The 24,958-nt window shown below is 50.2% G+C and carries 22 protein-coding genes and 2 riboswitches; of the genes, 7 read left to right on the forward strand and 15 right to left on the reverse strand.

Going from position 1 to position 24,958, the window contains the following annotated elements:
• From RW114_RS03180 to RW114_RS03190, 3 genes are all read right to left on the reverse strand, one after another.
• On the reverse strand, positions 1-268 hold a 268-nt coding region (locus tag RW114_RS03180; RefSeq protein ID WP_340121262.1), incomplete at its 3' end, for an adenosylhomocysteinase.
• A gap of 25 nt (positions 269-293) precedes the next feature.
• Complete coding sequence (gene metK / locus RW114_RS03185) at positions 294-1,454, reverse strand: methionine adenosyltransferase (RefSeq protein WP_340121263.1); 1,161 nt, start codon at positions 1,452-1,454, stop codon at positions 294-296.
• 253 nt (positions 1,455-1,707) lie between these two features.
• The gene (locus tag RW114_RS03190; protein WP_340121264.1) at positions 1,708-2,361 is read right to left on the reverse strand and encodes a DUF938 domain-containing protein; all 654 of its coding nucleotides are present in this window, start codon (positions 2,359-2,361) and stop codon (positions 1,708-1,710) included.
• A gap of 167 nt (positions 2,362-2,528) precedes the next feature.
• Between RW114_RS03190 and RW114_RS03195 the strand changes: the two genes are divergently transcribed.
• Entirely contained in the window at positions 2,529-4,088 is a 1,560-nt protein-coding gene (locus RW114_RS03195; RefSeq protein WP_340121265.1) for a sigma 54-interacting transcriptional regulator, read from the forward strand.
• An 81-nt stretch (positions 4,089-4,169) separates the two neighbouring features.
• Positions 4,170-5,222, forward strand: a complete 1,053-nt coding sequence (locus RW114_RS03200; RefSeq protein WP_340121266.1) for a succinylglutamate desuccinylase/aspartoacylase family protein — start codon at positions 4,170-4,172, stop codon at positions 5,220-5,222.
• 10 nt (positions 5,223-5,232) lie between these two features.
• Here the strand turns inward: RW114_RS03200 and RW114_RS03205 are convergent, their stop codons facing one another.
• The 3 genes from RW114_RS03205 to RW114_RS03215 form a co-directional block, all read right to left on the reverse strand.
• A complete protein-coding gene (locus RW114_RS03205) occupies positions 5,233-5,787 on the reverse strand; it encodes a MarR family winged helix-turn-helix transcriptional regulator (protein ID WP_340121376.1) in 555 nt (184 codons plus the stop codon).
• Positions 5,788-5,884: 97 nt separating this feature from the next.
• Entirely contained in the window at positions 5,885-7,027 is a 1,143-nt protein-coding gene (locus RW114_RS03210) for a hydantoinase/oxoprolinase family protein (protein ID WP_340121267.1), read from the reverse strand.
• On the reverse strand, positions 7,017-8,033 hold the full coding sequence (locus RW114_RS03215) for an ATP-grasp domain-containing protein (protein WP_340121268.1): 1,017 nt from the start codon (positions 8,031-8,033) through the stop codon (positions 7,017-7,019). Before RW114_RS03215 ends, RW114_RS03210 begins: the two co-directional genes overlap by 11 nt.
• A gap of 34 nt (positions 8,034-8,067) precedes the next feature.
• Here RW114_RS03215 and RW114_RS03220 point away from each other — a divergent pair, with 34 nt between their 5' ends.
• On the forward strand, positions 8,068-8,775 hold the full coding sequence (locus RW114_RS03220; RefSeq protein WP_340121269.1) for a HisA/HisF-related TIM barrel protein: 708 nt from the start codon (positions 8,068-8,070) through the stop codon (positions 8,773-8,775).
• 37 nt (positions 8,776-8,812) lie between these two features.
• On the opposite strand, the gene fae is transcribed toward RW114_RS03220, so the two are convergent.
• The 9 genes from fae to RW114_RS03265 all read right to left on the reverse strand — a co-directional run bounded on the left by fae (position 8,813) and on the right by RW114_RS03265 (position 18,398).
• Positions 8,813-9,322, reverse strand: coding sequence for a formaldehyde-activating enzyme (gene fae, locus RW114_RS03225; RefSeq protein WP_340121270.1), 510 nt, complete (start codon positions 9,320-9,322; stop codon positions 8,813-8,815).
• A 120-nt stretch (positions 9,323-9,442) separates the two neighbouring features.
• The gene (locus RW114_RS03230; protein ID WP_340121271.1) at positions 9,443-10,291 is read right to left on the reverse strand and encodes a triphosphoribosyl-dephospho-CoA synthase; all 849 of its coding nucleotides are present in this window, start codon (positions 10,289-10,291) and stop codon (positions 9,443-9,445) included.
• Positions 10,288-11,199, reverse strand: a complete 912-nt coding sequence (locus RW114_RS03235; protein WP_340121272.1) for an ATP-grasp domain-containing protein — start codon at positions 11,197-11,199, stop codon at positions 10,288-10,290. The genes RW114_RS03230 and RW114_RS03235 overlap by 4 nt, the downstream gene beginning before the upstream one ends.
• A 9-nt stretch (positions 11,200-11,208) precedes the next feature.
• Positions 11,209-12,192 (reverse strand): methenyltetrahydromethanopterin cyclohydrolase, encoded by a 984-nt coding sequence (gene mch, locus RW114_RS03240; RefSeq protein ID WP_340121273.1) that lies wholly within the window; start codon positions 12,190-12,192, stop codon positions 11,209-11,211.
• A gap of 5 nt (positions 12,193-12,197) precedes the next feature.
• Entirely contained in the window at positions 12,198-13,313 is a 1,116-nt protein-coding gene (locus tag RW114_RS03245; RefSeq protein WP_340121274.1) for an ATP-grasp domain-containing protein, read from the reverse strand.
• A gap of 10 nt (positions 13,314-13,323) precedes the next feature.
• Positions 13,324-14,286, reverse strand: coding sequence for a beta-ribofuranosylaminobenzene 5'-phosphate synthase family protein (locus RW114_RS03250; RefSeq protein ID WP_340121275.1), 963 nt, complete (start codon positions 14,284-14,286; stop codon positions 13,324-13,326).
• A gap of 67 nt (positions 14,287-14,353) precedes the next feature.
• Entirely contained in the window at positions 14,354-15,016 is a 663-nt protein-coding gene (locus RW114_RS03255; RefSeq protein WP_340121276.1) for an HAD family hydrolase, read from the reverse strand.
• Positions 15,004-15,939: a hypothetical protein gene (locus tag RW114_RS03260; RefSeq protein ID WP_340121277.1), complete on the reverse strand. Its 936-nt coding sequence runs from the start codon at positions 15,937-15,939 to the stop codon at positions 15,004-15,006. Before RW114_RS03260 ends, RW114_RS03255 begins: the two co-directional genes overlap by 13 nt.
• A 212-nt stretch (positions 15,940-16,151) precedes the next feature.
• Positions 16,152-18,398, reverse strand: coding sequence for a TonB-dependent receptor (locus tag RW114_RS03265; RefSeq protein WP_340121278.1), 2,247 nt, complete (start codon positions 18,396-18,398; stop codon positions 16,152-16,154).
• Positions 18,399-18,517: 119 nt separating this feature from the next.
• Positions 18,518-18,728: riboswitch (cobalamin riboswitch) on the reverse strand.
• A 154-nt stretch (positions 18,729-18,882) separates the two neighbouring features.
• A riboswitch (cobalamin riboswitch) is annotated at positions 18,883-19,111 on the forward strand.
• A gap of 133 nt (positions 19,112-19,244) precedes the next feature.
• On the opposite strand from RW114_RS03265, the gene RW114_RS03270 reads away from it, so the two are divergent.
• The 4 genes from RW114_RS03270 to RW114_RS03285 all read left to right on the forward strand — a co-directional run bounded on the left by RW114_RS03270 (position 19,245) and on the right by RW114_RS03285 (position 24,753).
• On the forward strand, positions 19,245-19,442 hold the full coding sequence (locus RW114_RS03270) for a CbtB domain-containing protein (protein WP_340121279.1): 198 nt from the start codon (positions 19,245-19,247) through the stop codon (positions 19,440-19,442).
• The gene (locus RW114_RS03275; protein ID WP_340121280.1) at positions 19,442-20,116 is read left to right on the forward strand and encodes a CbtA family protein; all 675 of its coding nucleotides are present in this window, start codon (positions 19,442-19,444) and stop codon (positions 20,114-20,116) included. Before RW114_RS03270 ends, RW114_RS03275 begins: the two co-directional genes overlap by 1 nt.
• The gene (locus RW114_RS03280) at positions 20,113-20,424 is read left to right on the forward strand and encodes a (2Fe-2S) ferredoxin domain-containing protein (RefSeq protein WP_340121281.1); all 312 of its coding nucleotides are present in this window, start codon (positions 20,113-20,115) and stop codon (positions 20,422-20,424) included. Before RW114_RS03275 ends, RW114_RS03280 begins: the two co-directional genes overlap by 4 nt.
• Positions 20,425-20,565: 141 nt before the next feature.
• Positions 20,566-24,753, forward strand: a complete 4,188-nt coding sequence (locus RW114_RS03285) for a cobaltochelatase subunit CobN (RefSeq protein WP_340121282.1) — start codon at positions 20,566-20,568, stop codon at positions 24,751-24,753.
• Positions 24,754-24,958: the final 205 nt, after the last annotated feature.

Genomic DNA, 24,958 nt, shown 5'->3' on the forward strand with positions numbered 1-24,958 from the left:
CCGCCGCGGCATGGTCTTGGGTAGAAAAAATGTTGCAGGAAGACCAACGCACAGTTGCGCCCAATGCAGTCAGGGTTTCAATCAATACCGCTGTCTGAATAGTCATGTGCAAACAACCGGCAATACGCGCGCCTTTTAAGGGCTGTGCTGCACCGAATTCTTCACGCAATGCCATCAATCCCGGCATTTCAGTTTCGGCGATATTAATTTCTTTACGGCCCCATGAGGCTAAAGTAATATCGGCAATTTTATAATCTGCTTGGCTCATTATGCTTCCTGTATTTTGTATTTAGTTAAAGACCGGCAGCATCCTTTAATGCATCAACTTTGTCGGTTTTTTCCCAGCTAAAGGAGTCTTCGGTGCGACCAAAATGGCCATACGCAGCCGTTGTTTGGTAGATAGGCCTTAATAAATCAAGCATGGCTATCAGCCCTTTTGGTCTTAGATCAAAAATATCTCTGACAATTACCACCAGTCTATCTTCACTGATTTTACCGGTACCAAAGGTTTCAATACTGATCGACGTAGGTTCTGCAACACCAATGGCATATGAAACCTGGATCTCGCAGCGCTCAGCTAATTCGGCTGCAACAATATTTTTGGCTACATAGCGCGCCATGTACGCTGCAGAACGATCAACTTTTGATGGATCTTTACCGGAAAATGCACCGCCACCGTGTCTTGCCATGCCGCCGTAAGTATCAACGATAATTTTACGTCCGGTTAAGCCGCAGTCGCCAACGGGGCCACCGATAACGAACTGGCCGGTTGGATTAATGAAATATTTGGTATCTTTATGCAGCCATTCTTTGGGCAGAACCGGCAGAATAATTTCATCCATCACCGCTTCATGCAAGGCTTTTGCACCAATGTCAGGCGAATGCTGGGTAGACAAAACCACTGCGTCAATGGCGACGGGTTTGTTGTTTTCGTAGCGAAAGGTAACCTGACTTTTGGCATCAGGGCGCAGCCAAGGCAGGGTTTTATTTTTACGTACTTCGGCCTGACGCTTGACCAGCAGATGAGCGTAAGTAATCGGAGCCGGCATCAGCACATCGGTTTCATTGCTGGCATAACCGAACATTAAGCCCTGATCGCCTGCACCCTGCTCATGATTAGCGGCCTCGTCAACACCCATCGCAATATCCGCCGATTGCTTGCCGATAGCATTTAAAACCGCGCAACTTTGACCGTCGAAACCGATGTCGCCGTGATCATAACCGATGTCGCAAACGACTTTGCGTACCAGGGCTTCAAGGTCAACCCAGGCATCGGTAGTGACTTCTCCGGCCAAAATGACCATGCCGGTTTTTACCAGGGTTTCGCAAGCGACACGTGAGCGTGGATCTTGAGCCAATAAAGCGTCAAGTACCGCATCTGAAATTTGATCGGCAACTTTATCAGGATGGCCCTCTGACACGGATTCTGATGTAAAAATGAAATTATTGCTCATGAATGTCGCCTTCTTGAATATGTAAAACTGGATATTGGATTATTTGATTCGATTAGCAAGACGCCGAGGCTGACGGAAGCCAGACATCTGGATGGAGTTTGATGCCGATAACTGAGCATTTATTTTCCTGATTACATGTCATTTAGGGAATTAGAGTTGACCCGGTCATAATTTTCACCGTGAAGGCCCCGAAGAATGAACGATTAAACCTCCATGCATCGCGTCTTTCGTGGTGAATAACCAAAAAACTTTATTATTTTCTGCCAAAAATCAGTGAGAAATTATTAGCGGGCATGTTGATTTGTTCTTTCAATTCCAAACCATGTCTTTCTGCAGCCTTTTTCAGGTCGGCCACATCTTTTAAACCCCATTCCGAAACACCGGCAGAACTCAATGTCTGATGAAACTCTTTATTGGAATCGGTGGTGAAAGTACCTTCCACCTGAAATGGGCCGTAAATCAGTAAAAAGCCATCGTCATCCAATAAATGTGCAGCACATTTCATCATCCCGTCAGCAATCGATATGGGAGCGACCTGAAAGATATTGATGCAGAAAATTGCAGAAAATGAATGCACTTTACCAACATTAAACCAGGTTTCAGGATCGGTTAAATCCAAATGAACGGGGTCGGCAATATTGTCGTTCTTGTGATCGATTGACAGCTTCTTGATATTATCAAAAACTTCCTGATCTTTATCGGAAGGATGAAAATGCAAATGCTCGAAATGCGGCGCAAAGTAATTAATGTGCATACCGCTGCCGCTGGCCAGTTCTAAAACATTTGCAGGATCTTTAGGCAGCTTTTCTTTTAAAACGCCTAGCAGCGGTTCACGATTGCGGTTTCCGGCCCAGGCAACATACTCGCTTAATGGATGTGGATCTAAAGGTGGTTTTTCTTGGTTCATTTTTAACTCCTCGTTGTTATTGATTACTTGTTACACTTCAACAGGAGCAAGTGTTGTGCCAGCAATAATTAATAATATTTATCTTAAATTACAATGAGTTAATTTTTAACTTTACCGGATCAAGGAAGCTGTGCTTCAATGAGAGAAAATTTACTTCACAAAACATTATGAACAACAACTCTCTTTCCGATTTAACACCTGTTTTCTTTCTGCAAACTTTCATCCTGGAGCTGATGCATGCCAGCGAACAGCAAGGACAAAAACACTGCGAGCAATTGATTGAACACATTGCCAAGACCGCCGGCTGCTTTTTTGAAGAAACCTATCGGGAGGAAACTCACAAAAGCGAACTGCTCGACAAAGAAAGCTATACCGAACTGATCCTCGGCCTTAAAAACAATATTGGCGGTAAATTCTCGCTGGCTTCCGGCAACCCGAATTGCATTACCGTTACCAATACCTGCTGTCCTTTCGGTGACCGGGTTACCAACTTTCCCGAATTATGCAGAATGACTTCCAGTGTCTTTGGCGGCATCGCAGCCAGAAATTTCGGTTACGCCAAAGTGGAAATCAAAAAAAGCATTGCCCGCCACGATGGCAAGTGTGAAGTTTGCGTGTACACCAATCCGGATGCGGCAAAAGACCGTCCGGGAATGGAATACACCGACACGACACCGGTTAAGGAAATGCAGGATATTAATGAATTGCACTCCCGCATTGAACAGAGCATGCAACAGATTTGGCGCAAACAAAGCAAACAGCCCGCAAAAATACACCAGCCTCCGACGATTATTGCCAAATCACCCGCCATGCAGAAAATCTTGCAATCCATAGAAGTCATCGCGCCTACGCTGGCAACAGTGCTGATTCACGGTCAAACGGGGGTTGGCAAGGAATTGATTGCACGCGCCATCCATGCGATGAGCGACCGCTGCAATAACCCCTTTATCCCGATTAACTGTGGAGCCATTCCGGAAAGCTTGATCGAGAGCGCGCTGTTCGGACATGAAAAAGGCGCATTCACCGGAGCCATCGAGGTGCATCAAGGTTATTTTGAGCGGGCTGAAGGCGGGACCCTGTTTCTGGATGAAGTCGATTCACTGTCCCCTGCCGCACAAACCCGGCTGCTTCGTGTACTACAGGAAGGTGAGCTGGAAAGAGTCGGCGGAAAACAGACATTGTCGGTTAATCTGAGAATAATTTCCGCAACCAATAACAATCTGGAAGAACTGGTCAAACAAGACCTGTTTCGCAATGACTTGTATTACCGCATCAATGTGGTTCGATTAAGCATTCCGCCGCTGGTCGAACGTCCGGAAGACTTGTCGTATCTTGTGCAATTGATTGTGCAGCGCCTGAGCAAGAAATATAACAAAGCAGTTGAATCGGTCAGCCGTGAAGTCATGCAAAAAATTCGCGCTTATCCCTGGCCGGGCAATGTCCGAGAACTGGAAAACATCCTTGAACGCAGCATTTTATTTACCACCGGCAAAGAAATAACCAAACTGGATTTGGAGCTTCCGGCCGAAACAGAAAACAATGCAGAATGGAAAGACATCAAAGAACGCGTTATTGCCAAAGCTGAACAGGCGTTTCTTGACATCGCTCTAAAACAACATCAGGGCGACATCAAAAAAGCAGCGGAAGACATGGGAATCACATCACGCGCTGTTTACACCAAACTGAAAAAATATGACATTCATTTAGGGGACTATCGCCGGAGTTAACCGTTAGGCAATGCTTCATTCCATAAAGCTTTTTCGTACCTTTCATGGACAGTCAGCAACATCAGTTATAAGGATAAATTCATGCGACAAGACTTGATTATTAGCGGCCAAACTATTCAACCCGGAACAAACCTGGTCATAGACCTGCCGTTGCCGCCACTCTATACCCATACGCCGATGACCATGCCGGTGCACATTATCCATGGCAGAAAACCCGGTGCGCGATTATTTATCAGCGCCGCGATACATGGCGATGAGCTGAATGGTGTCGAAATCATTCGCCGTCTATTAAAAGATCCCGCCTTAAAACGGATAAAAGGCACCTTGATTGCAATACCCATCGTCAATGTCTACGGCATTATTCATCGCTCCCGCTATTTGCCCGATAGGCGCGATTTAAACCGCTCCTTTCCCGGCTCAAAAAAAGGCGCTCTGGCTTCACGGATAGCCGATCTGTTTATGACGGAAATTGTGGCTAACAGCACCCATGGCATTGATTTGCATACGGGTGCCATACATCGCAGCAACTTGCCGCAAATACGCGCCAATCTGGATAACGAAGCGACTTTATCCCTGGCCAAGGCTTTTAATGTTCCGGTGCTGATCAATGCCAACGTGCGCGATGGCTCGTTAAGAGAATCCGCATCAGAGCGAGGCATTCCCATGTTGCTTTATGAGGCTGGAGAAGCCTTACGCTTTGATGAAATAGCCATTCGTGCCGGTGTACGGGGAATTATCAATGTAATGCGTCATTTAGGCATGATTGCAACCCGGAAAAAACGCAGTACCTCTTCCAACGAGCCTTATATCGCCGGTTCCAGTACCTGGATCAGATCGCCGGGCAGCGGTATTTTTCGTACGCTGAAGTCACTGGGTTGCAGGGTGGCAAAGCATGAATTGCTGGGCATGGTTAGCGACCCGGTTTCCAGTCTTGAAATCGAAGTCATATCGCCATTCAGCGGCATTATTATAGGCCGCAGTGAAATCCCCCTGGTGTATGAAGGTGAAGCGGTCTACCACATCGCAAGATTTGAAGACTCCAGGGAAGTTGCCGAACATCTGGGCAACTTTCACGTCGATATTTCGCCTGATATGGGAGACGATGCTAATGACGCCGAACTCGCTATTGTTTAGCCGGAAACCATCAAATAACGGTATGCTCCTGGCATATTTTCTCACTATCAATTTGGCTAAGCGATTCTTGGGTTAAGCCGCAAACGAAGCCATCCGCCGTTGTGGTGAAATATTTACAGGTTTTGCAAAGTCCAAATGATTGGGATTTGTTGGCTTTTTGCAGTGCGGTCAGCGCATTAACAAAAATATTTTCCTGGCTATCGTTTTCATTAAATATTGCCGATGCCTGACTGTATAAATCTGTCGGACGGGCTTTATTCAGGATAGCATCGCCTTCAGTCAAAAGGCAAAGATGCACCACACGCCGGTCATTGACATCGGCTGTTTTTTTAATGTAGCCTTTTTTTTCCAGCAACAGCAAGGTTTGGGAAACCGTGCCGCGGGTCATGCCCAAGTAATTAGTGAGCGCTGCCGGGGTGTCGCTATAACGGTTACAGCGGGACAAATAATCCATTACCTGCAAGTGAACCGGTTGCAAGCCTAATTCTGTGCATTTCTTACGTTCTTCAGACCGGATCAGCGCGGACATCCGCTCGATCAGATCAAATACATCAACTTTTTCCATAGAGCCTGTAAACATTTATTCATGCTGACAAAAAACAATATTATACCACATTACATTAATTGATATTGAATCGATATTATTATTGTGTGAGAGTTTTTTAACTATCTGCTCTATTCACTAAATAGGCTATTGCAGCAGCAGGAGCGCAGTCAGCTGTGGTCATGTCGGATAAAATTGCGGCTACCGGGAATAGATCGGAAAAATCCAGATACGGACGCCCTAAATTTAATGCAATCTGTTTAACCAGAAAGCGCCCTACTCCGGCACCAATCAATGGGCTATTCGGCAAAAGCTCATATTGGGATAACCGAAGCTCACAGCCGCGCTGTATTTGCTGTAGTTGCAGGAAGCGAATATTTTCAGCAAATCGTTGCCAGCGCGGCAGTTCATCGGCATAAAAATCACAACCTATCATCCGCGATAAGCGTCTGGCACTGGCAAGGATTGTTTTTTCCGCACCATCTGCCGTGTCGGTTTGATCATGTATGTCATTGAGTTCGCCGGTGACGCGATAGACATCGGCCATGGTCGCAAAATACTCGGCCATCAAACCGATTTTTTTGCCTTGATCCAGCGCTGTTCGGGTAACGGCCATCACTGCGGTTCTGACGATGCCGGTATAAATCAACTCTTCGGAGAGTAAACGCTGGTAATCGGTGTAGCCTTCCGCCAGCACTTGTCCGTCATTGAGCAGCAGTATATCGGTGGTGGTGCTGCCGCAATCGACAAAAAGCCCGTTGTTGATTTTTTGTGCGGCATAGGAGGCACTGGCCACCCAGTTGGCAGAGGCGATGGACGAATAATGCCGGTCGTCAATCTGCGAGGGTTTTAGAAAGCCTTCCCGACCTGCAAAAACCAGCAGTTCACACCCCGGCAACAGACCGGTCATCGTTTCAATGATTTGCTTAACGCCATCATCCCGATTATCAAATAAATCAACCAGTTCGCCGGTCATGGTGATGGCATGATGATAATTCACCTCAGCCAGTTCCTGCACAATGGTGTTTACAGCTATGGTAAGTTGAGCCAGGCCCTTCCATAAAGGGCACGGTTGCTGATAAACGGCGATCATATTACCGGCGCTGATTACCGCCGCTTTAACATGAGCGCCACCTATATCCCAGCCGACGACTTCATCGATACAGGACGACTGCAAGGATGCAGGAGGTAGAGCAACGCAGGGAGCGGTTTCCAAGGTAGAGCAACGCAGGGAGCAGTTGCCGATAATATTAGCTTGCATGGCTTGCCTGTTGTGTTTGAACGGTAATGGGGTTGTTGCAAGTCGGATTGAATATCGGCTCTCCATGCAGTAATTGCATCACAGCTTCGGCAACATTGATGCCTAAAGCGTCGTATATACCGACAAATGAGGTGGTCAGACGGGGATTTATTTCAAGCACCCAGGTTTGCGTGGCAGTTTCTATCAAATCAATACCGACATAACCCCATAATTCGGGCAAAGCCTGGGCTATTTGATCGACCAGTTGCTGATACCGACCTGGATCGGGATGATGGTTAACCACAATTTCTCTTAAATGATATTGCCGGTTGGTCAGTTCAAAGTGCTGAGAATTGGCGCACACTAACCAGCCTCGGCCTTGCTTGAATAAGCCTGAAAGACTGATTTTCGCTCCTTGAAGATGCGGCTGGATGATGAACGTGCCTTTCCGTGCAGTCATCTGCTCGAACTCTTGCCGATTGCTGACGACATAACTGTCTGCACAACCCACACCATCAACCGGTTTAATCATCCATTCACCGGGGGAATATTCATCATCGAGCATACGGCTAGGAACAACGCTGATAGGGTGCTGCCTAAGCAGCTCATAAGTCTTGAATTTGTTACCGGCAATGGCGACGGCAGATGCGGACGATGTCAGCAATATCTTGTCCAATGATACGATCGTTTGACACAGGGTTTGTAAAATACCGTCAAATTCGGGCGCTATCGGCCAGACCAGATCAGCTTGCTTAACACATCGTGCAAATTCTTCGGTAACAACATGCTCCGGCCTGATGATGACGGTGTTTATGCCGTTCTCGCCGATCAACTCGCTATACCGCCAATCCAGCATCACCGTGACTTCAAGATGGTTTAATCGAATTAAGTTATCGAGCAGCGCATTAAGCATCAAGCTCCCTTCACCAGCCAGGGAATCCGGCAGCTCCTGCTTATTAAAGCCGCCGCCAGTGATATACTCAAACACCAGAATTTTCACAATACTCAATAAATAGCTATAAAACATTGGCTGATATTGTATCACCCGCAAACCACGCTCCATGAAAATAATACCGGTAATAGATTTAAAAGATGGTGTCGTCGTTCACGCCCGGCAAGGCAATCGTGAACACTACCAGCCCATTAACACTGCCTTGTGCAAGTCACCTGATATTTTTCAGGTTATTATGGCCTTCCTGGGTGTTTATGAGTTTGATACCTTCTATATTGCCGACCTGAATGCGATTACCGGTCAGGGTGATCATCAACATTTGATCACTGACGTTTTGACTCGTTTTCCGCAAATAACCTTCTGGATAGACCAGGGTTATCAAAAGTATGACCGGAACCCACAATGTTCCGGCAACACCTTGCCTGTTTTGGGTAGCGAATCCTATCGGGATGAAACTATTTCGGAAATTAAAGCCTATAACAACGACTTTATTCTGTCGCTGGATTATTCAAATTCAAATGCGTTGGGTGCGCCTAGTCTTTTTTCCGACCCCGATTTTTGGCCGAAGAATATCGTCATCATGACGCTGGAGCGCGTAGGCAGCAACCATGGCCCTGATCTGAACAAGTTAGCTGAGTTTTGCAGACAATATCCTGATAAAAACTTTATTGCCGCAGGCGGCATAAGAAATAAACAGGATGTAATGGCTTTGAGTGCAGCGGGAGTTCAGCTAGCGCTGGTTGCCAGTGCGTTGCACTCCGGCGTTATTAAAACGGAAGATATTGCAGAATTTCAGGCAAAAAAATACCCCGCCTAAGCGAGGTATTTTTAACATTCTCTAACTTAAATAAAACTTAGTTAGCAGCGAATGGATGTACAGCAGTACCTTTAGCAGCAACAACTTCAGCAGCAGTAGGTGAACCAGCAATAGCGCGTTTCAAAGCTTCTTTAGTCGCTTCGTAGTTGTATTGTTGGATTTTAGCATCGTCTTCTGCAGCCCAGTGAATAAACACACCAACTGATACGAATAAATCATCAGCTTCAGCAGCAGGGATTGTGCCGTCTTCTACACAATCAGCAACAGCCATAGCAACACCACGTTGTGCTGGGCCAAACATTTGAACAGCTTGTTTTGCGCCTTTGATGGTTACTTTGTTGAACATAACAGTTGCTGGTTTAACCATCAAGTTAGGTGCAACAACAGCCAATAAGCTAGAAAAGCCGTCTTTGTTGTTTGTTAAGCAGTTTGCAAATGCTGTTTCAGCAGCTGAACCGCGTGGTCCAACCATTAAATCGATGTGAGCAACTTCGTTGCCTTCGCCAATTAAAGATTCGCCAACGCATAATTTATTGATTTTAGCCATGTTTAATGTCCCCTGTGAAGAAAAAAATGAAAAAATTGAATCTACTATCGACACTTTAAATGTCCCCTTATTTGTTTTAAACAAATTCCGTTTGAAGCCCTATTAGTAACAGCATTGTTACTAATTAAGATCCTCTAAAAATGCCGTTAATACTGTCGCCACGATCATATCAGCTGTCGTACCCGGATTTATGCCATACAGTTTAAGCTCCTGATCCAGGCAAAAAAGCAACGGCTTTATTTGTTTAGGATTATCAGTTTTGGACAACTCCTCACTAAGCTGAGCCATTTTCATAGCTACCATCTCGGTGTACTGATCTCCATATTTTCTTTCGATATGACTGTCTGGAAATTGACTTAGCATATCAGCATATACTGCCGCAGCCGCCCAATTCCGATCACCCCATCGGTTAAAAGCGATATTATACCTCAAAACTGAGAAATTAAAAATATCGTTATAATCCGTTATATATTGAAGCGCGATGCGGTCTTTTGCGCTGGCTAATTTCATCGCCTCAAACAATGTAACCGAGGCCTGTTCATTGACATCCTGCTGGTCAGAGCGACCCAAGCCACCCGGCGACGCTAACGTTATGGCTTTGAAAACCCAATCGGCATCTTCTATCGTTGCCTCGCTAATGACCTTAGCGACCGCCTGCCTTAAGGTCAAATCCGATTTTTTATAACTGCTTGCCTGAATCAGCGGCGCACAAAGCAAGATAATACCCAGATTGGTATTGCAACCCACCGCCTCACGCGTGGCCTTGACCGCATAATAGATTTTTTCACCCAGGGAATAATCAAGATTGCAAAGAGGCCCGGCGCTGACCTCGGCACTGATTCTAAAATCGGCCACGGTCATATCATGCCCATCCGCATAAACACTGACATTACCGGGCTTAAAGGCCTGCACATCGACCTCGCAGGCCTGGCGATAAAGTTCACTGAGCTGCCGGGACGAAATCGTCATGCGACTGCAAACAACTCGGTTTTGCCTATCTTGCGGGTGATTAAATCATCGACCATCAACTCGGCAACATTGACATCGCAAACACTTTCCAGGCCTTTCCATGCCGGTATGCTGTTAACTTCAATGACCGTGCAACGCCCTTCCCTATCACGAATAATATCGACTCCGGCATAATCCATCGCCAATGCAGTCGTCGCGTTAACGGCCAAATTTACCATTTCCGGCTCTAAATCGATCAGCTCGCAGGTCGCCCCCCTGGCAACGTTATTCAGCCAGAATTTTCCGCGCCTGCGCATTGCGGCAACCGCCCGGCCGTTAATCACAAAAACGCGATTGTCGGAAAAACCGACGCCTTCGCATTGAACGAAACGTTGCAGATAATAAACGCCATGACTGCCGATTAACCAGAACAGGTCGGTCGTTTTTTCAATGCGGCGTATGCCTTCGCCCTGCGAGCCGAACAACGGTTTGCTGATCAGCAGATTACCCTGCTTTAATTCAGCTTCCGCAATCCTTAACGCTTCTTCCCGGTCACGCAGCACCCAGGTCATCGGCGTGGGCAATCCCGCATTATGCAGCAGAAAACTGGTCATAGCCTTGTCGACACTGCGCTCTACCGCATGGCCGTCATTGTAGACAGGAATCCCCATGGCCTTTAGCGCATGCAGAATATCCAAATACAACACGACCTCTTCAAGCGAACCACCGGGAACGCCGCGGACAAAAACCGCATCGGGAAGCGCGTGCTCGAAGCCTGGAATCAGGATCGGCAGTTGGCCAGGTTCGATGACGAACCGACATTGAGTCAACGAAACGTAGTCTGCGCTATAACCCCGACTGGCAAAGGCCAGGCTTAATTGTTTGCCATGCCAGCCGGGATCATCGGTAAAAATCGCTATACGACCCACGCTGATGCTCTACGCCACAAACGATTGGTCCAGCAAGACATTGTCCAGCCTGCCCGCACGGAAACTTTTTCCGGATTCTACCGCAGTCACAATGACGCTGGCAGGACTGAACAACATCGCATCGATTTTAAAGAAGTCGTATTCATATTGCTTGAAGATTTCCGCAAACGGTTTGCCGTAATCTTTAGAGGTTGAGCTGGGCAGTTCGTTAGCCAGCTTTTCAGCCGCTTCATCGCTGCCTTTGACAAAAATATGCACCTGTCCGGCGAACAAAATCGCGTCATTAGTACGCCCCATGGCTTTGACAAAGTTAGGGTGCGGAGGACAGATAGGCGCACTGCCGCTGCCGTCGATGATGTTTTCCAACGGAAAATGCAGGGCATGAGCCTTGTGCATAGCCACTTCAAGCACCCGCGCCACCACTTGCACACCGCCAGCCAGACTGCTGGTCGGCGTCACGATGATGGTCAGCTTGGACGGATCGACCTTGCAGGCGGCAGCCACTTTTTCGACGATTTCAACCGGCGGCAGCGCATCATTTTCAATCACCAAAACCGTAGAATCATGGCTGTCCTGATAATCCAGCTCTTTGTACAAGTCTTCAACCGGTTCCTGTTTGCCGTTTTTTAACTTGGTTGCCATAGCCCGCGCAGGGCCTGAACCTAAGGCGTAATATTTCTCATGCGACAAGCTCCAGCCCGCATATTGACTACCCAAACAACCCAGAACCGGATTGCCGGTGTGCACATTCACCGACAACGGCCAGTTATCGGTATAAGTGCTGTGATTGATGGTGACGGTACCCATGCCGCCAAGGCAGATTTCAGCAATAATGCGTCCCGCCTCGATGCCGCCCGGCACGTTAATGCCCGCATCGATAATGGTGCAGCCATTGGCTAAGGTTTCCACACCCAAACGCAGTTTGTCGGCATGATCGAGCAAATGCTGCACCAAGGGTTGGGTCAATTTATTAACGCTGGCTGTATATTCCATGAAGATCAAAACCTTTCTAGTTTATTAAGGATAAGTTGTTGTTTAATCAGCAGCTGTACAGCTGCTGACCGTGAGTGTTTTTGGTGGGCAATAATACTGCAAATCGGCCGTCTTGTGGGAACAAATGCACCTGGCTTAGGCAAATCCATACACCAAGGCGGCCATTCGAATCGCTCTGGAATGGTTAAATCACGTTCAGCATAAACGATTTGACAGGCTGTCTGTGGGGGCGACTTCAGTCGCCCGGCTTCTGGTGACTTGGCGACTGAAGTCGCCCCTACAAACGCTCCCTCACAGGATTGAATATGCCGAGCCAGCAAACCCTGATCATATAACTGCATACTGGCGGAGGGCCGGGGATTAATTTCCAGCATATAACTGCAATCATCCGCATGAATAAAATCCAGCGAATTCAAGCCCTTTAGCGCAAACACCTGAACCATTTGTTTTAGCCAAGCCGTTATCACGGCTTTATGCGCATCCGACAAATCACAGCTATTGCTCACCCCTGAAAAAACAAATTCCTGAGCCTTACTTAAACGCACAGACCACTGGCTATTAAAGCCGACGACTTGCACCTGTTGCCCGTCAGCCAGAAACAGTACCGAATGTAACGTACCGGCTTGAAACTTTTGCCAGTAAACCGAATTATCGACACTGTCATCAGCCTGATAACGCCTTATCCCGACACCACCCTGCCCTTGCATAGGTTTAAGCAACCAACCCTCTGCGCAATCAGGCGCATCAAAAACAACCTCGGGGTACGGAATGTTTAACTGCTTCAGTGTCGAAAAAAACGCCTGCTTATCCAGCTGCCCGGAAAAAACATCGGGATCATTGCCCAGCAACATCAAGCGGCTATTCAGATAATGCAAGCTTTGGGGGAAACATTCAAAACCGCTGCCGTAAATGACATCGGTGACGGCATAGCGCTCGATAAAATAATCTACGGCAGGCGCCAAGTCTCGCTCGGCCAATGACTTTACCTGACGGAAATCTTCCGCTAAAGCTTGCGTGTCCAGATCGGCAAACAGGTCAATAACCAGCGGCTTCAAGCCAATATTGGTTGCCGCCTGCGCCAGCATGCGTCCTGAACTGGCGACAATCAGTATCGTTTCCATAAGTCAGATGCTAACCCACAAAAACATCTCCTCCACTGTTCCGCGCACTGGCAACCACAAAACTCAAGTTATCGAAATGCGCAAACTCCAGTCTGGCCTGATCGGTGATTGATTCCGCCAACTGCGCCCCATCAATGGCGCAAAACCCGGTCGGCCCCCATGAGGTTTGACCGATAGCCACCGCACCTTGCTGCTCCAGCCATTGCATGGCGGCCGCAACTTCGGGACTGGTAAAAACGCCGCCCTGAGCCGAGGAAAAATGTTCGCCAACCGAGCGTTGCAGTTGGCTGATCACATCGCCAAATTGAATAATATCGTTTTCAGCCACCGCAGGCAGACCCTGCATCAGCAATAAATAGCATAAGCGTGCCGCTTCCTGCCGGGGAAAAGGCGGCAGCTCTTTAAAGGCCTGTATTTCCTGCTGCCCGTGCAGACCCTGGCCGCGCTGATCGAACACCAGAATAAACCGCCAGTCGTCCGGTACATCCATGTGCGCCAGCACCGGTGGGGTGATGGTTTTTTCGCCGCGTCCGCCATCGACAACCAGGCCGCCTTGTTCAAAAACGCCGATGCCGATGCCGGAACGCAAACCCCGGTCGGTCACGGCGGCGATTTCACGCACAGTAAGCCCCAAGCCGTAAAATTCATTCAGCGCCGCGCCGAGTGCCAGGGACATTTGCGTGCCTGAACCCAGACCCACATGCTCCGGAATCGCGGATTCAATGGTGATCTTGAGCTTGTCTGATACTTGCAGCGCCTCGCACAATAGGGACACACACTTTCTTGCCCGCTGTGCGGCGGGGCCGGTAATGGTCAGTTGCTCGGCGCCGGTTACCGACAGGCTGGTGCTGATTTCATTAAGCGCAACACCGATGCTGCCGAAATGTCGGCCTAATGATCCGCTTAAATCGATAAAGCCCATGTGCAATCTGGCCGGGGCAATGACTGAGACTTTAGAATGTTGAACTATCAAGGCTTATGCTGTATTTATGCTGCAAAAAATTGCTGGAAGTATACATGATCGGCCTATCGGCTGCGAACTAAGCGCCGATCGCGTTCATCAATTGAACCAAATCGTCCATCATCAAATCGCACAGTTCAATGGTCTGCGGATCGACCGGCGCTGTCGACGGTATAAACGCCGAAACAGCTCCTGCTCTAAATGCCGCCACGATACCGGCATGCGAGTCTTCAATCACCAGACACCGGCTGATGTCCACTTGCAATACTGCTGCGGCTTTTAAAAAAATATCCGGCTCCGGCTTACCATGCTGAACGTGATCGCGGCTGATAACGATTGGAAAAACCTCTTTGATTCCGGCCAGCTCAAGGCATTCCAGCGCATTAACGGCCCGACTGTTAGTCGCCAGACAATAGGGTATTTTTTGCCGGATCAGCACTTCCAGCAATCCGCTAAAGCCGTGTTTGATATTGATACCGTGGACATTGACATGATCACGCCAGCAACCGCCGCTGAGCCGGTTAAAGCTTTGCAGATCAAATTCGACCCCACAATAGTCGATCAGTTTCAACTCTATATCCTGATAATGCAGCCCTGACAACGACCGACAAAAATCCTCGGAAAAATCATAGCCCATAACACTTGCAGCCTGTTTCCATGCGGTCATGTAAGTGCTCTCGGTATCCAAAACCAAACCGTCCATATCGAAAATAACCGCAGCAAAATCCGCTAACTTATGCACTGAATAACCTTGATATATTCCCCGTGCGCTTCACGGCTGGAGCCGACTACAATACGCTGAACGCCCTGTTCCGATTGTTCCAGAACGCCCGACACTTCGACCCTTTCGCCGCTGACGGCCTGCCCTGTATAGGTCGCCGTAAAGCTGACGATAGCACTGATCTGCTGATGATCTATTTTAAATTCAGCCGGATAATCGAATGCGTGACTATCGTCGATCACCCTGCACTGCAAGCTAACCGCACCGCATTTTTGGTAACTGATAGTCCCAGAACTTGCGCTATCATCGATAAAATTCAAATCGAATTTCCGCCCGTTGATCACGGCCTTGTTGCATTTACGCCGTTCATGCCAGACATAGTCATCGAAACTCAACTCGCATGACCGGCGCGCGTAAGATTGCTGCCAATCCTGCTCATTCAGTTCTTGCAACTTTCCCAATCCAATAAGCTTGCGGGTAATGGCCCTGCATTGGTGAAAAACCTCCCTGCCGTAACAAACCAGATCCATATCCGAAGCTTGGTTTTGAACGCCAACCAATATTGATCCGGTGATTCCGGTTTGCATTAAATCCAGCCCGTGCTGTTGAAATAACTCGCACAACCGGAACAAATCGCTCTCCACAGCATCATGCCGCATTGACTGCATCAGCTGCTGCAATCGGTGTTTGGGTTGATGATGCTTGACGACCCGGTCTACGACGACCGCATGCAAATGCGCATCCAAGACCGGAGAATAATGCAGATAATCGGGGTGGTTTTGTTCGAGGAAGTCATTAGCCTCTACGGTCTGATATTTTTTCCAGCCGCAAGGTTCGCGCACATAACGTAAAAAACACAACACCTTGCCATCTTCCAGGCCCCGCTCTACCACAGCGAAAATAAGCCCTTCAGCGGTTTCAATGAAATCTTTGGCAAAAAACATGATTTGGAAATAAGTGAGAGGAAAGCGTAAATGTAAATTTTAACCGATGTTGCCTCATCTAAGGAATTTTTACCATGGCGGTCGACTGACTGCATTCCGCTAAGTAAGTGTAGCCTGTAGAGCGCAATAGCAGCTTTATCGCGTATTGCGCCCTACAAATCGCGACTCACCATGCTGTTGCCCTGTACGAAAGGTTTTGCGTTGGTTAAGCCTTAAAAATTGACAGTAACAGTCGCTCGCACCATTCTCGGTTCGACAGGGTGTTTCATGATATCCGTCTGCGGTGTGGCTCCGGCGGGATAGGCATATTGATAAGCGTAGGCAATATCGTTGGCGGTCGAGTCGAAAATATTGAAAATATCAAACTCCAGCTTATATTTTTTCTGTTTGTAACCCGCACCCAAATTGACGATGCTGGTAGAGCCGGCCCAATACGTACCCAACGAATCCAGCGGCATGTCGCCAAAATGGCGCAAGCGTATCGTGCCGAACAGACCGTTAGGGGCAACCACGGTAGCGCCGGTTGTAATGACTCTGCCCACCGAGTTGGGCACATAGTTGTTGGCTTCACCCTCCGGAGTCGTCACATAACGCGCCGAAGTCAACGCAAAGTCGGCATCCAGCGTCAACCAATCGGTTGGCTTGTAGTAATTGGTCCATTCAACGCCGTAACGATGGGACTTTCCGCGCACCTCGGTTGTACCGGCATCGCCAGAAAATACCAACTCCTGATTGCTCTCCAGCCACCATATTGCCAGGGTGCTATTCAAGCCTTTGATAAAGTTGCTGCGAATGCCGGTTTCAGCGCCGCGTGACTGGGCCATAGGCGAGATCTTGGCGGTACTGCTGTCTAGTGCGGCACCTGTAGCCGGATCAAATTGCAGCGTAGTGCCGCGCGCATCGTTGGAGTGGTAGCCGAAACCGCCATTGACAAAGTATTCGGTATTGAACCAGGGACCGATAATCAGGCTTAGCTTCGGACTGACTAGCGCTTGCCCTGCATTGCCTGAATTTGCCGCATTCACCTGAGGATCATGCATGGCCGTGTCGAGCACCGTGACATCGTTATGGATAAAATCCCCCCTTAAACCGGCGATGGTGCGCACTTTTTCATGCCAATAGGTCTGGTTTTTCAGATAAACGCCGGCAGTGGTCTCGCTGACATTGCTGTGGCTGACAACATCTACCAGCTGCCTAGCCTGAGTGCGATCCAGACCCAAGCCCATGATTTCATCGTGACGAAATTGAAAACCCACGGTATTGTCCATGTCAAAACCGAACAGCTTGTTATAGCGGGTATGTTCGATATTGCCTCCGGCTTGCACCCGATGTTCAAACTGGCGTATCTGGTCGCCGTTAACCGGGTTGTCCGCATAACCGGTAGAATTGGAATAGAGGTTTACATCGTAATAAAGCGCATAGATATTGGCGTCATTTTTCCAGTTATCGCCTTTGTTCCAAATATTGGTTGATAAGCTGTAGCGGTTGGTTTTGCCGCCATCCGTAGGATCCATCGTGCCGTAAAGGCCGAGCGTGCCGTTACCGACCAACGCTTGAGGGATCGGATTGGTTGCGGTCCAGTCGTTGGTATAGCCCTTCCCGTTAACCGACACCCCCCAGTCCTCTTTATCGAGAGTATAACGCAGCATGCCGTTGAATTTTTTCGAGTCCTCCGGTTGCTGCCAGACGCCGTCGTAGAAATTAAATTCTCCGGCGTAAAGCAAATCGCCGCTGCCGACTTTGTTGGAATTGGCTAGCAGGGTGCGGTAATAACCGAACTCGCCGCCGGTAAACTTCAAAATGCCTTCAGGCAATTTGTCCATCGAGAACATTTTCGAATAACCGGCTGATGAAAAATCGCCGACTTCCGCATAATACGGTCCCTTGCCGTATTCAATCTTCTTCACCAGTTCGGGAATGACGCTATTGATGTCCATATAGCCCTGCCCGTGGGCATGGGTAGGCATGTTCATCGGAATGCCGTCGACGTAAGTCGTAAAGTCGGTGCCGTGGTCGAGATTAAATCCGCGCAGGAAATACTGATTAGCCTTGCCGGATCCGCTGTGCTGGGTAGCTACAGCGCCGGGAATAACTTCCAGCAGCTCGCCGTTACGGGAAAGCGGACGGTATTCAAATTGTGCCTGACTGACTTCGCCCTGAGATGCCGATCCGGTTGTACCGATCAGGTCTTTTTCTCGCCCTGCTTCGACGACCATTTCATCAAGTTCCAAAGGTTGAGAGTCGGCGTTAACCATCGCGCAGTTAAGAGCCAGAAAAACACCGATACCAACGCAGATTGTAGCGTTTTGTTTTTGTTTGACATGTATGGCAGATCCTGTTCTAACTGCCAAACTGGACATGATAACCATCATATCGGGAAGATTTTTCGGGGTTTCCTGCGGATGTAACTGGGGATTAAAACCCGTGAGTAATAATGGGTCGAAGATAAAATTTTGCATGTGTCCTCTCTGCGCCGCCCGCGCATAATGGTTGATTTACACAACAGAGGACAATAGAAAACGAAAAATGACGCAAACGCGAAGCTGCACGGTCACTTTCGCAGACAGCCCTCCGCTGTACCGAATTAAACTTTCGGGCCGGTCTCCGGGCTTATAAGTGGCGTTAGCCTGAATCATCACCTTCCCATGCGTGAACACAGTGGCATCTCGATGAAACTTTACTTATATACCGTTGCGGGGGCAGCGTCGGATTCGGTCAAAACCTTACCGACTTCCCGTTTAACCATTGGGTCTGAAAAACCCTCTGGAACCTGAAAGCAGAAACGATTATAAGATTTTGTTTTGATAAAGCAAATTTACAGCGTACTACCTAGCCCTGTAAAAAGTTACTCATTCGGCAGATAATCTCCCATTGCTGTTGAATTAAGCCTTCATTAGCAATACCTCAACGCTTGCTAGTTTTTTATCGAGTGAATATACTAGCCCGGTAAAATTTGCTTTAGGTATTCATGGACTATCGTCCGCAGAATTGAAACGGGAAGTCGGTGAGTTTGCTCAAGATGCAAACAAAACCCACGCTGCCCCCGCAACGGTAAACAAGTAAAAGGTTGGTAAACGCCACTGTGTGATGCATGGGAAGGCGCTAACCTTGGAAGCTCTAACATGGCTTTCAACTCGTGAGCCCGGAGACCGGCCTGAAGTGATAATCGAATTTGTGCGCGGAGGGCGCTCAGATGGATTGCTCTCTGCGCGTCCGTCCTGCACTTTCTCCCTCGTACAGATTATTCCTGCCGATAACGCGCTTGCGTTAGCGGCTTTGCTGTCTCTTTATCCAGGAGAAACCCCATGTCATCAACACCTGTTTTGCTTGATAACGCTCAAACTCAAGCCCGTTCCGAAGCTTTAAAAGACAAAATATTTCCTGCCATGCTGGCCGGCATGTTGGGCTTGGCACTGTTGTACACCGCCGGTTTTTCTGACATTGCACCCTTACATAACACTGCACATGATGGACGACATTCCGCCAGTTTTCCGTGCCATTAATGTTTAATCTGACTACCTTCAGAGAGCTGCTTACTGCGGCTCTCTGGACCGGCTTGCTGGCGGGTTTGTTGCTGACGGCCGTTCAGCAAATTCAAGTCATCCCGACCTTGCTCCAGGCCGAAGTGTACGAAGAACAGGCCACAGCCAATGCCGACAATAGCCACGAACAGCATGAATGGCAGCCTGAAAACGGCTGGGAGCGGACATTTTTTACGGCGGTAGCCAATATCGCCTTGGGCGTTGGTTTTGCCTTGCTGATTGGCGCGGTCATGTGTTTGCGCGGCCGCACCGGCAGTTGGCGCATGGGACTGTTGTGGGGACTGGCAGGCTACACAACCTTTTTCGTTGCACCGTCTTTAGGATTGCCGCCCGAAGTTCCCGGCACAACAGCTGCCGAACTGACAGATCGACAAAGTTGGTGGCTGATCACTGTGCTCGATACCGGCTTCGGGCTGTCATTACTGGCTTTTGCCAAAACCAAAACGTACCGGTTTTTCGGTGCGGTGTTACTCGCAGCACCTCATTTAATCAGTGCTCCGCAGCCGGAAGTCCACAGCAGCGCTGCACCTGCCGAATTGGCACAATCCTTTATCACCGCCGCCGCTATTGCCAACGCTGTTTTTTGGCTGGCACTAGGCGGTTTGATGGGACAGTTTTACCAAAAAAAATCATGAGAACCCACGATAAACATGTCTTGATGTGTACCGGCTCGCGCTGTTCTGAATACAACACCGAAGCCGAAGCCATGTTCCAACAGCTGGGTCAAAAAATCGATGCCCGCCCCCAGCTCAACGTAAAACGCACCCGCTCCAACTGTTTTGCGGTCTGCAAAAACGGCCCGATCCTGGTTGTCTACCCTGAAGGCGTCTGGTATTCCTGTACCGACGAGACCGTGCTGGAGCGCATCGTCAGCGAACACCTGGAACAGGGTGTTGAAGTAACCGAACATGTTTTCCACCGCCTGGGTACCGGCGATGTCTGATATAGCGTTGCTGACCCATGCACCCAACGACCTCATGGTGCTACGAAGGCCCGTAGGATGTGCTGAGGCACGAAGCGCATCGCTCGCGATATTGATGCGCTTCACTGCGTTCAGCACATCCTACTACCCCACATGCAAAATATGAACGCTCCTATTGCCTTGCTGACCCATGCACCCAACGACCTCATGGTGCTGCAAAGCGCACAGGCGCAAATGCCGGAAAGTTTCCCCAAGGCCACCGGCATCAATTTGCAGGCCTTGGAAAGCGATGCGCAAATGGCCGAATTGTTGAAGCATCAGCTTGCTCCGGCGCGTATCATCGTGTTACGCGTATTAGGGCGTCTCGGCAGCGTGCCCGGCTTTGCCGATCTGCTTCGCCATACTAAAAATCAAGCGCAACACCTGATCGCAATCAGCGGCACCGGCGAACCTGACCCAGAATTGGCAGCCGCGTCCACCGTATCACCCGACGTGCTGCATCAGGTACAGGCCTATTTTCAGGCCGGCGGCAGCGTCAATATGGCGCAACTGCTGCGCTACCTTTCCGATCATTTTTTGCTGACCGGTTTTGGCTTCGAACCCGCAGTGGATTTGCCCGAACACGGCATTTATCATCCCGATTTATCGCAAGACGCCGGCATAGACGACTGGCTTGCCTTGCGAACGCCAGATAAGGCCAGCATCGGCATCGTGTTCTATCGCGCCCACTGGATGAGCGGCAACACCCGCTTTATCGATGCGTTGGTTTATGAGTTGGAAAAACGCGGTCTGAACGTATTGCCCGTGTTTACCTCGTCATTACGCGCAGGTCGCATCGGTTCCCTCGGCAACTGCTCCCTGCGTTGCTCTACCTCCTGCATCCATGCAGTCGTACCGATTGCGACACTTCTGACCTCCATGGATGGAGGAAATGCCGAGGATTGCCAGGAGCAATCTCGGCCGCCATCCCTGGCAGTCGGCCACAGCGATGATGCCCTTCCTATAGCATTAAGCTATTTTAACGGTGAGCAGGGCGCGCATATCGACGTACTGATCAACACCACCGCGTTTGCGATGGGCGAAATCACTCTCGGCGGCGCTACGCCCGCAGGCTGGTCGGTGTCGGTGCTGGAACGCCTCAATGTACCGGTACTGCAAGCCATCACCAGCGGCATGATGCAGCAGCAGTGGGAGCAATCGGCGCGCGGCCTCAATCCGCTGGATGCGGCAATGAACGTGGTCTTGCCGGAATTCGACGGACGCATCATCACCGTGCCGCTGTCGTTCAAGGCGAAAGCCTCCGGCCTGTCGAACGAACTGGTCGAATACCAACCGCTGCCGGATCGAGTCGCGCGTATTGCCGGAATCGCTTCGCGCTTTGCAAGGCTTAAACATCTGAACAATGCCGACAAGCGCATCGCTTTTGTGTTCACCAACTCCAACAGCAAGGCCTCGCAAATCGGCAATGCGGTCGGACTGGATGCGCCAGCGTCATTGATTCGAATACTTCAAGCCATGCAAGCTGCCGGTTACAACATCGGCAAGCTGCCGGAAAGCGGCACCGCGCTGATACATCAACTGATCGACCGTTGTGCTTACGACAATACTTATCTCACAACCGAACAACTAGCCCATGCCGTTGGCCGCGTACCGGCCGCGCAATATCAGACATGGTTTGACGACCTGCCGCTTGAGATGCAGCAGAAAATGACCACGCAATGGGGAGCCGCGCCGGGCGAAGCCTATGTGCATGACGATCATATCGCGTTGGCAGGCCTGGAACTGGGCAACAGCTTCGTCGCGTTGCAGCCGCCGCGCGGTTACGGCATGGACCCCGACGCAATTTACCACCAGCCCGACTTGCCGCCCACCCACCATTACTATGCGCTGTATCGCTGGCTGCGCGACGAATGGAAAGCCGATGCGATTGTGCATGTCGGCAAGCACGGCACGCTCGAATGGTTGCCGGGCAAAGGCGTGGGCTTGTCGGAAAACTGTTTCCCCGATGCGCTGTTGGCCGATATGCCGCTGTTTTACCCGTTCATCATCAACGATCCCGGCGAAGGCGCGCAGGCCAAGCGCCGTGCCCATGCGGTCATCGTCGATCACCTGACGCCGCCGATGACCACCGCCGACACGTATGGCGCGTTGGCCCAGCTGACTCAACTGGTCGATGAATATTATCAAGTAGAAGTGCTCGATCCGACGAAGTTACCGCTGTTGCAGCAGCAGATCTGGGACTTGGTCAAAGAAACCAATCTGGATACCGACTTGCAGGCCCGGCTGTTGCACCACGACCATGATCACGATGACGACCATCACCATGCTCACGAACATGAAGAACACCATCATGGACATCATCACGATGAGCATGACCACGATCACCACGAACATGAGCATCACGGTCACGACCATTGTCACCATGAACATGACGGACACGACCATGGACATCAAGTCGATGAGCATGACGACGAAGACGGCCTACCCGAACTGCTGACCAAAATGGCCGGAGCCGATGTCGCGCATTTGATCGAGGATCTGGACGGCTACCTGTGCGAACTGGGAGCGGCGCAAATCCGCGACGGCTTGCATATATTAGGACTGGCACCCGAAAGCGAGCAACGGGTAGATATGCTGGTCTCGCTGACCCGCTTGCCGAATCAGGACATCCCCGGACTGCCGATAGAAATTGCGCGGTTATTCGGCCTGAGCATGGATTCGCTGCTGGAGCGCCAAGGCCGCCGATTGGATCAAGCAATTCCCGAACTTGAAAAACTGGCCGGGCGATCTTTGCCCACCCATGCCGACGTTTTGGAAACCATCGAAGCGCTATGCAAACGCTTATTCAGTGAATTGCAGGCACATTCTTACGCCGAGTCAGCCATAGACCAGGCTATCAGTAAAACCTTTGATACCAGTATTTATGGTTCCCACGCGGAGCGTGGGAACGATGATTTCACAGCTGTAAGACGCGTACTTAATTTTGCCTGCCAAGAACTGGTGCCCAATCTTGCCCGCGCCACCGACGAAATCGATAATTTATTGAGCGGTCTGTCCGGCGGCTATGTTCCCGCTGGCCCCAGCGGATCGCCGACTCGCGGCATGGCACACATCCTGCCGACAGGACGCAATTTCTACTCGGTCGACCCGCGTAGCGTGCCCTCCCAATCCGCCTGGCGCGTCGGCCAGCAACTTGCCCATGAAGTGCTGTCGCGCTATGTCCGCGAAACCGGCGATTATCCCGAGAGCGTCGCGATCAGCATCTGGGGCACCAGCGCGATGCGCACCCACGGCGACGACGTCGCGCAGATTCTGGCGCTGCTCGGCGTGCGTCCGGTGTGGCAGACTGAAAACCGCCGCTTGACTGGCGTCGAAGTCATTCCGCTGGACGAATTAAAACGTCCTCGCATCGATGTGACGACCCGCATCAGCGGTTTTTTCCGCGACGCTTTTCCGCAACTGATCGATTTGATTGACGACGCAGTTAACGCCGTGATTACACTGGACGAACCGCTGTCGCAAAACTTTGTGCGCAAGCATTATCTTGCCGAACTGGGCGAATGGATAGGCCAAGGCCTGACCGAAGATGAAGCCTCACAGCGCGCTGCCTTGCGCATCTTCGGCGCCAAACCCGGCAGTTACGGCGCGGGCATCTTGCCGCTGATTCAGGAAAAAAACTGGCAGGCCGATGCCGATTTTGCCGAAGCCTACGTCAACTGGGGCGGCTATGCCTATAGTCGCAGCCAGCAGGGCAATGATCAGCGCGACGCGTTCCGCACCCGGCTGTCCGGCGTCCAGGTGGCGCTGCACAACCAGGATAACCGCGAGCACGATATTTTCGACAGCGACGATTACCTGCAATTTCACGGCGGCATGATCGCCACGATCAGAGCCTTGACCGGACAGCAGCCGCGCAAGTATTTCGGCGACAGCCATGATCCGTCAAGGGCGCAAGTGCGCGACCTGAAGGAAGAGACCTTGCGGGTGTTCCGCTCCCGCGTGGTCAACCCCAAATGGCTGGACAGCATCCGCCGCCATGGCTACAAAGGCGGACTGGAGCTGACCGCGACCGTCGATTATTTGTTCGGCTACGACGCCACCGCCCAGGTGATGGACGATTGGATGTACGAGCAAGTCGCCGAAACCTACGCGATGGACCCGGAGATGCAACGCTTTCTGGAACAAGCCAATCCGTGGGCGCAAAACGCGATTGCCGAACGCCTGCTGGAAGCCGCCGGTCGGGGCATGTGGGCCGAGCCTCAGCAACAGACGCTGGATGCATTACAGGCTTTATACCTGCATAGCGAAACCTTGCTGGAGGCGCGCGGCGAGACACCGCGCGGCGCATGATGATTTTTTGTCCACGAAATACACGAAAAGCACGAAAATATTCGAATAGCTGTCAAGATGCCATTAACACCAAAATGACCTTGACTCTGGAGTGCAGGCTTCGCCTGCTTTGGCAAGCAAAGCTTGCACTCAGGTCAGTTTCTGCTAGCCAAAAACTCCGGGGGCTGGTTTGCTCTCGTTCCCACGCGCTGTGTGGGAACGAGGG

The organism is Methylobacter svalbardensis (genome assembly GCF_037671525.1).
GTDB lineage: Bacteria > Pseudomonadota > Gammaproteobacteria > Methylococcales > Methylomonadaceae > Methylobacter_A > Methylobacter_A svalbardensis.